This window comes from Cyanobium sp. NS01 (assembly GCF_014280235.1).
Taxonomy (GTDB): Bacteria; Cyanobacteriota; Cyanobacteriia; order PCC-6307; family Cyanobiaceae; genus NIES-981.
Map to the genome: position 1 here is coordinate 259,568 of NZ_CP047940.1, position 12,897 is coordinate 272,464.

Below are 12,897 nucleotides of genomic sequence, written 5' to 3' on the forward strand. Positions count from 1 at the left end.
CCGAAACCTTGGACGTTCCCGGCATTCCCGCGGTGCTCTCGGCCGCCCTGGCCGCGGTGGCGCGGCAGGGAGAGGCCTCCGGGCAGCGGCTGGCGCTGGTGGGGGGCGCCGTGCGCGATCTGCTGCTGCACCGGGTGCACAACGACCCCTGGCGCGGCGTGCCCGACCTGGATCTGGTGGCGGATGGCTCCGCCAGCGCCCTGGTGCGGCGGCTGCAGGCGGCCCTGCCGCCGGGGGCCCTGCGGGGGGCCCAGGAGCACGGGGCCTTCGGCACGGTGGAGCTGGAACTACAGCTCGAGGGGCAGACGGTGCTGCTGGATGTGGCCACAGCCCGCCGCGAGACCTACCCGCAGCCGGGCGAGAACCCGAAGGTGGTGCCGGGCCGGCTCGCCGACGACCTGGCCCGCCGCGACTTCACGATCAATGCCATCGCCCTGGATCTGGCAAGCGGCGAGCTTCTCGACCCCCATGGCGGCCAGGCCGACCTGCAGCGGCGGCAGCTGCGGCTGCTGCACCCCCACAGCCTGCGGGACGACCCCAGCCGGCTGGTGCGCGGCGCCCGCTATGGGGCCCGGCTGGGGTTCCAGCTGGAGGCGGGCAGCCGGGAGCAGGCCCGGCGCACCGTGGCGGCCTGGCCCTGGGCCTGGCATTCCGGCGAGCGGCCGGGCCAGGCACCAGCCGCCCTCGGCACCCGGCTGCGCATGGAGCTGGAGCTGCTGCTGCGGCGCGAACCCTGGCCCCAGGCCCTGGCGCTGCTGCAGAACTGGGGTGGTCTGGCCCTGCTGGATGCCCAGCTGCAGGCCGATCACCACTGGCACCGCCGCCTGCGCTGGGCCCAGCGGGCCGGCCTGCCGCTGCTGGTGGCCCTGGTGGCCGGTGCCGCCGACCCCCTCGCCCTGGCCGAGCGGCTGCAGCTGCCCCACCGCCAGCACCGCCTGCTGGCCCAGTGGCTGGAGCTGCGGGCCGCCCTGGCGGCGCTGGGCGGCGAGGCGGCGCTGGGCGGCGAGGCGGCGCCGCGCTCGGTGGTGTCCTGGTGTGCCGTGCTGGAGACCCCCGGGATCGCCCCCGAGGCCGTGGCGCTGGCGTTGGTCACGGGCAGCGGCGCTCGCCGGCCACTGCTGCGCTGGTGGCTGCGCTGGCGGGATCTCCAATCGCCGCTGGGGGCCAGGGAACTGATCGCCCAGGGGCAGGCGCCGGGGCCTGGGCTGGGGGAGCGGCTGCGACAGCTGCGAGCCGAGCGACTGGAGCAGGAGAGACTGTAGGACTTGAGTTGCGGGTCTGGGATGCACCCTTGGGAGTGCATGTGATCGGGAACACACAAGTTGCTCACCCGGACAGCGGCTCTGCACGGGGTGGGAATTATCATCTCCATCCGCCTCCAACAGATTGGCTGGAGCGCTCTTCTTTCATTCCAAGTTAGTCATCCACAGTCGAAGCTCGTTGCATGGATGAAGGACAGCAGAGCGTCCTGAAGCCCAGAACGCCAAACGAAGTGTTCTGGGTGTTCCTCAAACTCGGCCTCACCTCATTTGGCGGGCCGATTGCCCATCTGGGCTATTTCAGAGCCGAGCTTGTGTAACGGCGGCGCTGGCTGGGTGAGGAACAGTTCGGCCAACTCCTGGCGATCTGTCAGTTTTTGCCAGGTCCGGCCAGCAGCCAGCTGGGCTTCAGTCTTGGCTTGCTGCGAGCCGGCTGGCTCGGGGCGCTGGCCGCCTTTGTGGCCTTCACCTTGCCTTCGGCGCTGGCACTGGTGGGGCTGGCGACGGTGCTGCCAAGGCTGTCGGGCTCAGTGGGTGTGGCTGAGATTCACGGCCTCAGACTGGTGGCCTGTGCCGTGGTGGCCGACGCCGTTCAGGGCATGGCCCGCAAGCTCTGCCCCGATGCGGCCAGACGAACCATCGCCATCCTGGCTGCGGCCACGCTGCTGCTGGCGGGAGCGGCCTGGGTCCAACTCGTCGTGGTCGGGCTGGCCGCGATGGCGGGAGCTGTGCTGCTCAGCACCAGCACCCCCAGAGACGCCGTTGCCCTTGCGGTGCCGTACGGAAGCCGCAGCGGCGGCCTGCTCCTGCTGGCCACGGCCAGCGACCGATGGCCCACCGTGGCGGAAGCTTTTTATCGGGCCGGAGCCCTAGTGTTTGGAGGGGCCACGTCGTGCTGCCCTTGCTGGAAGAGTCCGTGGTGGCTACAGGCTGGGTGACACCTGAGCAGTTCCTGGCTGGGTATGGAGCGGCTCAGGCCATGCGCGGACCGATGTTTGCCTTTTTGGCCTATCTGGGCGCTGTGATGGCGGAAGGCAGCAGTCCGGTTGTCACGGCAGCTGTGGCGCTTGTGTTCATCTTCCTGCCTGGCTTCCTGCTGGTCGCCGGCCTGCTTCCCTTCTGGCATGCCGTATCGCACAGCGCCTCGGTGGCCAGGGCCATCGCGGGCGTGAACGCAGCCGTGGTGGGCCTGCTGGGTGCTGCACTCTATAACCCAGTGCTGATTTCAGGAATTCAGGGCGCAGGGGATCTGGCCATTGCTCTGGTTGCTTTTGGACTACTTGCTGTATGGCGAGTATCACCACTTATACTTGTACTGTGGTGCCTTCTTGCCAGGGCCGTGCCGCTATTCCCTTAGGGAAGCTCTGAGCAACAAGGGCTTGAGCGGCTCCCGAGATCAGGCATCCCCGGATTGCTCCCGTGGATGGGCTCAGGGAGTGATCTGTGCCCGATCAAGGTGATCTTATGCCCCTTTTTCGCTGCCTTGCACCCGTGAATGGCCTCATTCGGCCACACCACGCCCCTGATCACGGTGTTGCAAGCAACTGACGACGCGCCAGGAACAGATTCGTCAGTGCTGCCAGCACGTTCACCTTGCAGCGGTTTTTCACCATTCCCCGCAGCCTGGCCTTTTGAAAGCCGAATTGCTGTTTGATCACGCGAAATGGATGCTCACCTTTGGCACGGATGTGGGCCTTGGCTGTCTCCACCAGATCCTGCAGCTTCCCGTCTGGTGTATCGGGCCGTGCTCGGCGCTTGCCGGGACGCGTGGCCACCTGAAACTCCGCTGACCTGCCTGCCATCTCCGGCCTCTTCGCGATTCCCTGGTATCCAGCGTCGGCGTAGACCACCTCCTCCTCCCCGTGCAGCAGCTCAGCTGCTGGGGTGAGGTCATGCGCGTTGGCGGCAGTGGTACCCACTGAGTGGATCAGGCCGGAGTCCTTGTCCACACCCGCTTGGATCGCCCCATCGCCACCATGAGTGGACTTGGAATCCCGCCGCGCATCTGAAGCGTGTCGTCATCACCTTGCGGGGAGAGCCGTTCCCGCACCTGCTGTTCCACTACCGCCTGGCCTGGAGCGGTTGGTCCTACGGCCAGCTGATCCACGGCGGTGAGAGCTTTGTCGCCCTCTCAGAAGGACTGCAGAACGCCCTGGCGGCCTGTGGTGGCGTCACCCGAGAACTGCGCACCGATCGCCTCTCGGCCGCCAGCCGCAACCGTGACGGCAGCTATGCCCTCGACATCACGCCTCGCTACCAGGCCCTCTGCGCCCATTACGGGCTCTCCCCCAGCCGGAACAACCGGGGGGTGGCCCATGAGAACGGCATCGTCGAGGGCCCGCACGGCCATGTGAAACGGCGACTGGAGCAGAAGCTGCTGCTGCGTGGCAGCTGTGATTTCGACGAGCCCGCCGAGTACGGCGAGCTGCTCGCTGAGGTGTTCAGTGCCCTCAATGCCCCGCGCCAGCGGCGTTACGAGCAGGAGCTTGAGCACTTGATGGCTTTGCCGACCTTCCGCTTTGCCGACTATGAGCTGCTCACGGTGCGGGTGCGGAGCACCAGCACGATCGAGGTGCGGCAGGTGATCTACTCGGTGCCGCCCACCCTGATCGGCCGCCAGGTCACGGTGCGGCTGCACCATGACCGGCTGATCGTCTATCTCGGCAGCGACTGGTTCTGCCAGCTGCCCCGTGCCTACGGCACCGGCAGCCATGGCCCGAGGGCCTGGTGCATCGATCTGGAGCACCTGATCGATGGGCTGCGCGCCAAGCCCAGGGCGCTGCTGCATTGCCGCTACCAGCGCCAGCTGTTCCCCGACCAGCACTGGTGGGACTTCTGGCAGCACCTGCTCGCCGGTGGTGACCGTGACGCGGCAGCCCGGCTGATGGTGGAGGCGCTGTATGTGGCGGTGCGGGTGGCCTCCTATGAGCTGGTGCTCGCCTTCCTGCAGCAGGCGCAGCAGCGCCAGAGCCTGTCCCTCTCGCTCCTGCAGCAGCGCTTCCGCGTGCCGCCACGCCGCAGCGCTCTGCCGGATCCCGTCATTCCCCAACACCTGCTGGCCTCCTATGACCACCTTCTCCCCGCTGCCGCGCTCGCAGGCGGTGGAAGCGGCGCTGCCGCTGCTGCTCAAACAGCTCAAGCTGGCGCGCTTCCGCAGCCACTGGCAGCCGCTTGCTCAGCAGGCTGAGGCCGAGGGCTGGAGCCCCGGCCAGTTCCTCTATGCCCTCTGCGAGCAGGAGGTCGACCACCGCCAGATCGCACGGCGCCAGCGGCTGCTGCGCGAGGCCCACCTGCCCTGGCAGAAGGGCCTCGATGGCTTTGATCACCAGCACCTTGAGCCCAAGCACTGGCAGGAGCTGCAGGTGCTCTCCCGCAGCCACACCTGGCTGGTGCAGGCCGAGAACCTGCTGCTGTTCGGCCCCAGCGGCGTGGGCAAGACCCACCTGGCCATCGCCATCACGATGGCGATGATCGCGCAGGACCAGCCCTGCCGCTTCTTCCCGGCCACCGCCCTGGTGCAGTTGCTGCAGAAGGCCAAAGCCAGCCTTGAACTCCCAGCCCCAGGGTCTATTAGAAGTCACCCTGAGGGTCGTTCTTCCGCCGGTTCCCGCCACCCCAGCAGTCTGAGCAGTCCCTTGATGTCGTGAGCCAGGGCGGCGATGCCCTCGGTGATCGACCAGATCCCATCGAGCCGCAGGGCATTGATCGCCAGGCTGCGGAGGGTGGCCAGGATCTGGACGCCGTTGTCCTCCCGGTAGCGGTGGGCGTCTTCCCTTAGCGGCACGTCGCGCACCCAGTGCCAGCTGTTCTCGATTGACCAGCGGTCTCTGACGTGCCGCAACAGGGCCATGGCTCCGGTCCGCAGACTTGAGACGTAGTAACGGGTCTCGTCTGTCGCCTTGCCATCACGGATGCCATGGCTGCGCACGGCGATGATTGTCGCGCTGCCCGGCCACTGCTCCACCACCCACTCCGGCGCAGGCATCGCCCGCAGGGTCCAGGTGATGTCACGGCCCCGTTTCAGCTCCCGTCTGCTGGTGCGCCACGGGATTCGCCGGCCATAGGTGAGCCGGTCTCTGATCAGCCGAAACCCCTTGCGGCGGCTGTGTTTGACGGCGATCAGGAAGTCGGCGCCGCGCTGGGCGAGGTAGAGGAAAAAGGGCGGTTGGCATGCAGCGCGTCGGCCTGCACCAGCACCCCGTCGAGCTCGACGGCCTCCAGCAGCTGGCGCAGCGCCTGGATCTCGCCACTGGCATCGGTGGCGTAGGTGGTCTGGGCGATTGCCACGCCCAGCGATTGGGAGTAGAGGCTCACCTGGGCAATGAACTTCGCTGCGCCGGAGGCGGTTTCATCGATGGAGCCCCGCAGCGTCTTGCCGTCACACACCAGGGTGTCGAGCTCCTCGGCCACGCCCGTCTGGGCCGCCATCCAGTCGCGGAGCAGGGTTTCAAAGCCCGCCACATCCAGCTGGGCCAGCAGCAACCGGAAGGTCGAATCCGACGGCGACTTGCCGAAATCAGTACCCAGCAGTTCGTTGAGCGTCTGGCGATGCCGTTTGGCAAAGCGCTCCATCCCCACCAGCGAGCCCTGGCCGCTGAGGATCGCGAGGATCGCCACCAGCAGCATCCACCACTGGGGGAAGCGGATGCCACGTCGCATGCGGCAGTCCGGCAGCGCCTGGAGAAAACTGATCAGATCGCCTGCTGCAGCAGGCGTGGTGGCGGGCTCAGAGGCCAAGGGTCAAGAGCGGGTCCCGCGCACGACACCGTAGGCGGGAGGCCCCGGCCAGGGCTATTGAGACAGACTTCTAATAGGCCCTGCTCCCAGCCCTGATCCAGAAGCTGGATCGCTACAGCCTGCTGGTGATCGACGACATCAGCTACGTGCGGCGCAGTGAGCTGGAGACCTCGGTGCTGTTCGAGCTGATTTGCCACCGCTACGAGCGCCGCTCCTTGCTGGTGACCTCCAACCAGCCGTTCCGGGAATGGGACGAGATCTTCCCAGCGGCTCCATGACCGTGGCCGCCGTGGACCGGCTGGTGCACCACTGCCACATCGTGGGGATCAAGGGCGAGAGCTACCGGCAGAAGCAAGCGGCTGCAAGAGTTTTCAGCGATGCCGCTGACCCGCCAACGTAGTTGACGCGGACGCCCTGGCCGTCACGATCAACGGCAGCATCCACCCAACGCACCAGAAGCACGACGGCGACACGAAAACTGGTCCACCGGCACGGAGATCGCCACCGGTACCGCAGCCTGATTGGCGCACCGCGACAGCCTGGTCACGATCCTGATCCCAGCTGACGTCTCAGGCCTCAGCAGGGCTCGAAACAACAGCTTCTACCGGTCAACCAGATTGACGCCAGCCATCAACTTGATTGACACGGGACAGAGCCGCAAGGTGGTGGCCTGGGATCTGGCCGAGGTGGAGTCGGCTGAGATCGCGGCGGATCTGGTGCAGCGGGCCTGTCTCAAGGAGCGCTGACGTGACCCCCTTTATCGGTCCAGGGCTTATGAGAGTGGGTGGTTGTGGTCATGCTGCAGCTCCCTGTTGAGCTGCCTCCAGGGGCGTACGCCCCTGGAGGGCCGAGTGCGGCCTGAGTGAGTTGTACTCCCAGCGCCAACGATCGGCCAGGATCTGCGCCTCGGGGGCTGTTGTGAACAGCTCGGTGTTGAGGAACTCATCCCGGAACCGGCCGTTGAACGACTCGGCGAATCCGTTCTCCCACGGGGATCCTGGCTCGATGTAGGCCGTGCTGGTAGTGCTGCTGGCCTCGCACCAGTCCCGTAGGGCCTGGGCAATGAACTCCGGCCCGTTGTCCGATCGGATGTACGCCGGTGCTGGGTAGAGGCTGGTGAGTTCCTCCAGCACGGCCACCACGTCCTTGGCCTTGCAGCGCCTGCCGACCCGGATCGCCAGGCAGAGGCGGCTGTGCTCATCGATCACGTTCAGGAACTTGAGCCTGCGCCCATCAGCGGTGGCGTCGAACTGGAAGTCCATGGCCCACACCTGGTGGGGATGCTCAGCCCGATGACGCCGCACCGAGCCGTCCGCGGGCCGTGCCCGCTTTCGCTTCCTGGGAGTGGGCCGCTGCAGCCCCTCCTCGCGCCAGAGCCGTTGCACCCGTTTGTGGTTCACGGTCCAGCCCTCCCGCCGCAGCAGGCGGTAGGCCATCCGGCGGCCCCAACGGATGTGGTCCGCGGCGATCTCGCGGAGACGCTGCCGGAGCTTGGCCTCCTCGATCGAGACGACCTTGCCGCCATGGCGCTGGGTGCTGCGGTGCTGGCCCACCACTCGGCAGGCCAGGCGTTCAGAGGCCCGGTAACGCTCCTGCAGGACCGTGACGGCCCTGCGGCGACGCTCCGGGCTCAGAAGTTTCCCTCGGCGAGGTCCTTGAGCATGGCCTTCTCCAACTCTGCTTCCGCCAAAAGCTTCTTGAGCCGGGCGTTCTCCTTCTCCAGCTGGGTCAGCCGTCTGGCCTCCTCGGCCTGCATGCCCCCGTACTGCTGCCTCCAGCGGTGGTAGGTCGGTTGCGTGACCTCGATGACGCGGCAGACGTCGGCGACGGTTTTTCCCTGGGCGATCAACTGCTCGGCCGTCTTGAGCTTGCGGATGATCTGCTCGGCTGTGTGCCTGGTGCGTTTCATGGTCGAGTCCCCGGCCCAGTTTGGCCGGCTGAAGACTCTCATTCACCCTGGACCGGTTTCCGGGGTCCACATCAGCGCTACCGCCGGCCCAGCGGCTTTAGCAGCCGCCAGAGCCACCAGCCGCCTCTGATCCTCCACGCCGACAATGGCAATGCCATGCGCGGGGCCACACTGGAATCGCGGCTGGAGGAGATGGGAGTGCTCAGATCCTTCTCCAGGCCAAGGGTCTCAAACGACAACCCCTACTCGGAATCCCTGTTCCGCACGGTCAAGTACCGGCCGGACTACCCCAGCCGTCCGTTCTCCAGCAAGGCGGAGGCCTGCGAATGGGTGGCGGCTTTTGTGGACTGGTACAACCACCAACACCGCCACAGCAGCATCAAATTCGTCACGCCTCACCAACGTCACAGCGGTACCGCCACCGCAATCTGCCGGGAGCGAGCCCATGTCTACGAGAAGGCCCGTCAGGTCCATCCAAGACGCTGGAGCCGAACCACCCGCTGCTGGCGCCAACCCGAAGAAGTGTGGATCAACAAGCCAACAGAGGAGCCCGATCCGATACTCGCGCTACCCTTAATCGAGGCCGCCTGAATGGCAGCCAAGGAGTGACACCTTCCCTGAAAGTCACCGCCTTCGGCGGCTAAGTATATACTTGTGTCTCCTATCATGGGTGGCATTTTCCTTGAAGAGCCAAATGATTATGCACGGTCTTGCCCACTTCAGCAGTCCGATGATCCCCTGCATGGTCCCTAAGGAGGTCCATCAAGGATTGGGCATGCATTAGAAACTTATGAACAGCACAAGCCACGCGCTCTTTGTATTCTATTGCCTTGCATTGACCTTTTTACACATTGACAGTGGCTTGTAGGTAATCTGATGCGGTTGCCCAATGCCTTACTCCCATAGTCGAAAAGCCTCATCCCTGGCGGCAAACCACTCCGTAGCCAGTCTGCCGCCACCAAAGCGGTACTGACGGAACCAGGGTCCCCCCAAGGTCCAGTGAACCAACGCAGGCCCACCTTGCTCGACGGGAGCATCGGCAGCTGCCTGTACATCGATCAGATGATTCCAACGATCGGCTGGCAGCGCGCCGATCTGCCCGCTTTCAAGCCATTCAAATCGATGCAATGCAAGGCCAGTGGCTGTGTTGACATATTCGGGAGTGAGTGCCTGGCAGCGTCCACAATTGAACAACATAAGCGAGCTCCAGTTTTTCTTTTCATACCGCGTCTGAATAGATCCCAGAAACTTTGTCTTCTCCGTAGGTTCGTGGACGTGCTGGACGCACATCAAGGAATACCTGTCGTCGCACAGACCCCACAGTTCGGCAATATCGCCACGGCACAGCATGTCGCAGTCCATAAAAATTGCCCAGCCTTTATAGTCCATCATGTAGGGAACGAGAAATCGGGTGAACGAAAACTCTGTGCTTTGTTTCTGGTTGCGCTCTCGATGGAAGACACCATGTAATTGCCGCATCACGATGGGGGTGATGGCAAGCGGCACGCTGCTGTGCTGGTAGAGACTATCAATTAATACATTCATGGCCACACGCTCATGCGTGTCGTATCCAACGAACACGGGAATCGTAAGGGTCATGGTTAGCTGGGAGGGTTTCAGCCATGGTATCACCCTTGTGCAGCAGCAACACTATATCTCTTGTCCTGGTACGTAGTGAACCGCCTTTCTTCGTGCGATGGCTAAATGCTCCGATGTGTCAACAGATAGAGATTCGCCTTCGACGGGAAAGGTGCCGATTTGGATGCCCGCTTCGAGCAGGCGAAGTTGCTCGAGCATCTCAACTTTCTCCAAAGGTGAATACGGTAGATCTAGCCATCTCTGAAGTACATCGGCCCGGTAGCCATAGATGCCGACATGGCCCCAATAGGAAGTATGTGCATGCCATTCGCTCGGCGGCACTCCACGGACGTGAGGAATCGCCGCTCGCGAGAAATATATGGCATTGCCATTTGCTGATACCAGTGTCTTGACGACATCAGGATCGTGAATCCGCTCAGCAGCCATCCGGTAAACGGGGGTCAATACATCCGGAGTTGGCTGACGGGAGCAAAACTCCATGGTCATTGAATCCACAGCACATGGATCGATAAAGGGTTGGTCTCCTTGTACATTAATGACTAATGTATCGCTGCTGACCCCATCAACCAAGGCAATCAAATGATCGACTACAGAAGCAATCCGCTCGCTGCCTGAGGCGCAATCCGCACTTGTCATGGCAACGCTGCATCCCCATTCTAGAGCTAACTTCTGTAGCTCAATGCTGTCGGTGCAAAGCACTACTGCATCAGGAGTTGAGGCCTTCTGGCAGCGTTCAAGGACGTGTTGAAGCATCGGTTTTCCAGCAATTCTGGCGAGAACTTTGCGGGGTAACCGTGAGGATTCCAAGCGTGCAGGAACTGCAACAACGACCTTCATGGGAGCCAGCACGGTTTTCATTCAGCTTATTGCAGCGGATTCGCACGACCTGACCACGGCCTTTCCACCGGCTCGATCGGTGCCAGGCGCGGATCGAGGATCTTGGGGCCCATGCCCTCGAACTTCACGGCGATTGAGATCTTCTCGCCGCTGCCGAACAGGTGGGTCATGTGCCCCTCCCCGAAGGAGCTGTGGCGCAGCCGATCCACCACCGCCCAGGTTTTGCCACCACCTGGCGGCTCTCCTGGCGATCCACCCGGGTGAGGCGATCCAGCCGCTGTTCGCGGCGGATGGCGGCTCCGCCGCTGCGGGGGATGTCGCCCTGCACCAGCTCCTCGGGCCACTCCGCCAGGAACACTGGCAGCACCGCCGGCTCGCGCATGCCGCCCCAGAGGCGGCGTTCCTCCTCCATCGCCGAGGGATCCTCCATGGAGCGGTAGCTTGGGAACAGGCCCTGCTCCATCCCCACCAGGAACACCACCGGGAACAGAGAATCCGCCCACAATGAAGTCGGCTAGCCAAGGGCTTGACGCGGGACAAGGGCTGGTGAGACGGCAACGGCTGATCAGGCTTTGGGGGCCAGCAGCCGGCGGGCCTGCTCCAGCTGTTCGGGGGTGTCCACCGAAAAGCAGTCCTGCTCCACCACGAAGGTGGCGATCGGCACGCCGGCCTCGATCAGCCGCAGTTGCTCCAGCTTTTCCAGCTCCTCCAATGGCGAAGGCGGCAACGCCCCCCAACCCGCCAGCACATCCGCTCGGTAGCCGTAAAGGCCCACGTGGCCCCAGTAGATGGTGCGGCTGGCCCAGAGCTCGGGCGGCAGGTCGCGCACATGGGGCATGGCACTGCGGGAGAAGGTGATGGCCCGGCCGTCAAAGGCCCGCAGCACCTTCACCACGTTGGGGTCGTGGAGTTTGGCGGCCTCAAGGGGGTACACGGGCGTCAGCACCGGCGGAGCCCCCAGGGCTTGGAAGCGCTCCACCATCGCCTCGATGATGCAGGGATCGAGGAGGGGCTGATCCCCCTGCACATTGATCACCAGGGTTTCGGCGGCGAGGCCGCCACCGGCTTCCACCAGCTCCTTCACCACCGAGGCCAGCCGCTCGCTGCCACTGTTGCAGCGCGGAGAGGTGATCAGGGCCGCAAACCCCCAGGCGGCCGCTGCCTCCCGCACCAGCTCGCTGTCGGTGCACACCACCACGTGGTCCACCCCCCGGGCATGGCTGCAGAGCTCGAGCACGTGGCGCAGCATTGGTCGGCCGGCGATGTCGGCGAGAACCTTGCCCGGCAGCCGAGAGGACTCCAGCCGGGCTGGCACGGCCACCACCACTGGGCAGGGCGTCACAGCGGCCAAGCGGGGCGATCAGCTGGGTGGATCCTAGTGGGGCAAAGAAGCTCTGGCGTCATCAGTTCCGCAGGCTGAATGCGCGTCGGATGATCCAAGTGCCCTCATGGACTGGTCTCAGACACCCAGGTCTTGTTGCGGTGCTTGTCGGTGCTGTGAGGTCGATCCCCGAAAACCGCCGCATCGTCGGCACCTCGATCAGGGCATCCTCCATTACTGGAACGCTGAAGCAGCATCACTGTTAAATCAGGCGGATCCGCAGCATGGTGGGCCGCGGGTACGGAGGCCTTCCGCCCTGCTTGTTCATTTTTGGGCAACAGGGCTTGATCAGCTCAATCAGTGCCTGCCAGGGAACCACCGATTTCAACTCCGCCAGGAAAATATCACGCTTGGTGTGCTTCTTGGCGATCGTCTGCTCGTAATCAGAAAAGCCGAGTTGTTTGGCGCCCATCAATCCAGTCTTGGCTTGCGATCAGTGGGCCATTCTCTCACAGATGGGCTGGATTTCAAATGTCCTCCTAGTGGCACGAGTCCTGGACAAGCTCGATAGTCATGAGCTTAATGCAAGCTACATAAATAGCTGGCTTCTCTTGATGAGCGATAGATAGCCATGACCTCCTAGAGAATCACGTATGCGATCTTCGACATAGTTCTTTGTCGGCTTGTCAAAGGCTGAGTGACTCTCTAATGGAAGCCTCTCCAGAGAGAGCTTTTCTTGGAATCGTACTCTCACTAAGTCGAAGACATCTTTCGATCGAATGAGCTGCTGAAAGCTAAAAGCCGTCACTGTGCATTCGGATTCAAGAAACTGTAGGTATCTCGCGTGGACTGCGCTGGCAAACGCCGATAGATAGGGAGCATGTCTATCAAGCGTAACTTGATTCTGAATGTATGTTTAGATGTTTAGATGTAGCATCTGTTTGATGGCGCGCTGACGAAGACAACGCGCGTACCTGGAGGCAAGTAGTGGGATGGGATCGCGAAAGCAGGCAACGATTCTTGGTTCATGCCTGCCGAGCTCTCCAATAGCCCTAAGCAAAGTCACGAACGGGGGGCAGTCAAGGTAGCAACTGTCTTCGCAATTTAAGGCGCTATTGCTTTCAGCGAGGCCTTCACAGGAGATAAACACTGACCCACTATAAACTATTGAGAACCCATCCAGGTACTGAATAAGAGCTTTATAGGCTTTCTATTTGTGGGTGGCAGAGCGAATT

At 63.3% G+C, this 12,897-nt stretch carries 11 protein-coding genes and 4 pseudogenes; 7 read left to right on the forward strand and 8 right to left on the reverse strand.

The window, feature by feature from the left end; genetic code table 11:
* Window positions 1-8: 8 nt before the first annotated feature.
* The 3 genes and pseudogenes from CyaNS01_RS01200 (at window position 9) to CyaNS01_RS14300 (ending at window position 2,616) form a co-directional block, all read left to right on the forward strand.
* The gene (locus tag CyaNS01_RS01200; protein WP_186698227.1) at window positions 9-1,262 is read left to right on the forward strand and encodes a CCA tRNA nucleotidyltransferase; all 1,254 of its coding nucleotides are present in this window, start codon (window positions 9-11) and stop codon (window positions 1,260-1,262) included.
* Window positions 1,263-1,444: 182 nt separating this feature from the next.
* Window positions 1,445-2,197, forward strand: a pseudogene (chrA, locus tag CyaNS01_RS14295) (chromate efflux transporter).
* Window positions 2,089-2,616, forward strand: coding sequence for a chromate transporter (locus CyaNS01_RS14300; protein WP_225875728.1), 528 nt, complete (start codon window positions 2,089-2,091; stop codon window positions 2,614-2,616). Before chrA ends, CyaNS01_RS14300 begins: the two are co-directional and overlap by 109 nt.
* Window positions 2,617-2,785: 169 nt before the next feature.
* On the opposite strand, the gene CyaNS01_RS01210 is transcribed toward CyaNS01_RS14300, so the two are convergent.
* Entirely contained in the window at window positions 2,786-3,208 is a 423-nt protein-coding gene (locus CyaNS01_RS01210) for a transposase (protein ID WP_225875729.1), read from the reverse strand.
* Window positions 3,209-3,285: 77 nt separating this feature from the next.
* On the opposite strand from CyaNS01_RS01210, the gene CyaNS01_RS01215 reads away from it, so the two are divergent.
* Entirely contained in the window at window positions 3,286-4,446 is a 1,161-nt protein-coding gene (locus CyaNS01_RS01215; protein ID WP_222934190.1) for an IS21 family transposase, read from the forward strand.
* The gene (locus CyaNS01_RS01220) at window positions 4,361-4,906 is read left to right on the forward strand and encodes an ATP-binding protein (protein ID WP_225875885.1); all 546 of its coding nucleotides are present in this window, start codon (window positions 4,361-4,363) and stop codon (window positions 4,904-4,906) included. Before CyaNS01_RS01215 ends, CyaNS01_RS01220 begins: the two co-directional genes overlap by 86 nt.
* Here the strand turns inward: CyaNS01_RS01220 and CyaNS01_RS14880 are convergent.
* Window positions 4,837-5,996: pseudogene (locus CyaNS01_RS14880) on the reverse strand (ISAs1 family transposase). The gene CyaNS01_RS01220 and the pseudogene CyaNS01_RS14880 sit on opposite strands and share 70 nt — an antisense overlap.
* Window positions 5,997-6,079: 83 nt before the next feature.
* Between CyaNS01_RS14880 and CyaNS01_RS01235 the strand changes: the two are divergent.
* A pseudogene (locus CyaNS01_RS01235) lies at window positions 6,080-6,396 on the forward strand (ATP-binding protein); the annotation flags it as partial.
* A gap of 394 nt (window positions 6,397-6,790) precedes the next feature.
* Here the strand turns inward: CyaNS01_RS01235 and CyaNS01_RS01240 are convergent.
* A protein-coding gene (locus CyaNS01_RS01240; protein WP_370561479.1) for an IS3 family transposase occupies window positions 6,791-7,905 on the reverse strand; the annotation gives its coding sequence in 2 pieces (ribosomal slippage) (window positions 6,791-7,644 and window positions 7,644-7,905; 1,116 coding nt in all).
* 156 nt (window positions 7,906-8,061) lie between these two features.
* On the opposite strand from CyaNS01_RS01240, the gene CyaNS01_RS01245 reads away from it, so the two are divergent.
* Window positions 8,062-8,496, forward strand: a complete 435-nt coding sequence (locus CyaNS01_RS01245) for an integrase core domain-containing protein (protein ID WP_225875730.1) — start codon at window positions 8,062-8,064, stop codon at window positions 8,494-8,496.
* Between the two features lie 303 nt (window positions 8,497-8,799).
* Here the strand turns inward: CyaNS01_RS01245 and CyaNS01_RS01250 are convergent, their stop codons facing one another.
* The 5 genes and pseudogenes from CyaNS01_RS01250 to CyaNS01_RS01270 form a co-directional block, all read right to left on the reverse strand.
* Window positions 8,800-9,504, reverse strand: a complete 705-nt coding sequence (locus tag CyaNS01_RS01250; protein WP_186698231.1) for a glycosyltransferase — start codon at window positions 9,502-9,504, stop codon at window positions 8,800-8,802.
* A gap of 51 nt (window positions 9,505-9,555) precedes the next feature.
* Window positions 9,556-10,350: a 3-deoxy-manno-octulosonate cytidylyltransferase gene (gene kdsB, locus CyaNS01_RS01255; protein ID WP_186700039.1), complete on the reverse strand. Its 795-nt coding sequence runs from the start codon at window positions 10,348-10,350 to the stop codon at window positions 9,556-9,558.
* A gap of 17 nt (window positions 10,351-10,367) precedes the next feature.
* Window positions 10,368-10,828 (reverse strand): annotated as a pseudogene (locus CyaNS01_RS01260) (3'-5' exonuclease); the annotation flags it as partial.
* Between the two features lie 78 nt (window positions 10,829-10,906).
* A complete protein-coding gene (gene kdsB, locus CyaNS01_RS01265; protein ID WP_186698232.1) occupies window positions 10,907-11,683 on the reverse strand; it encodes a 3-deoxy-manno-octulosonate cytidylyltransferase in 777 nt (258 codons plus the stop codon).
* A 241-nt stretch (window positions 11,684-11,924) separates the two neighbouring features.
* Window positions 11,925-12,134: a hypothetical protein gene (locus CyaNS01_RS01270; protein WP_186698234.1), complete on the reverse strand. Its 210-nt coding sequence runs from the start codon at window positions 12,132-12,134 to the stop codon at window positions 11,925-11,927.
* Between the last annotated feature and the right edge of the window lie 763 nt (window positions 12,135-12,897).

What these genes read in the sequence shown, in the direction of transcription:
- CyaNS01_RS14300 (WP_225875728.1), top strand. Translation starts at nt 2,089, where the DNA reads ATGGCCCACCGTGGCGGAAGCTTTTTATCGGGCCGGAGCCCTAGTGTT.
- CyaNS01_RS01245 (WP_225875730.1), top strand. Translation starts at nt 8,062, where the DNA reads ATGCGCGGGGCCACACTGGAATCGCGGCTGGAGGAGATGGGAGTGCTC.
- CyaNS01_RS01250 (WP_186698231.1), bottom strand. Translation starts at nt 9,504, where the DNA reads ATGACCCTTACGATTCCCGTGTTCGTTGGATACGACACGCATGAGCGT.
- CyaNS01_RS01270 (WP_186698234.1), bottom strand. Translation starts at nt 12,134, where the DNA reads ATGGGCGCCAAACAACTCGGCTTTTCTGATTACGAGCAGACGATCGCC.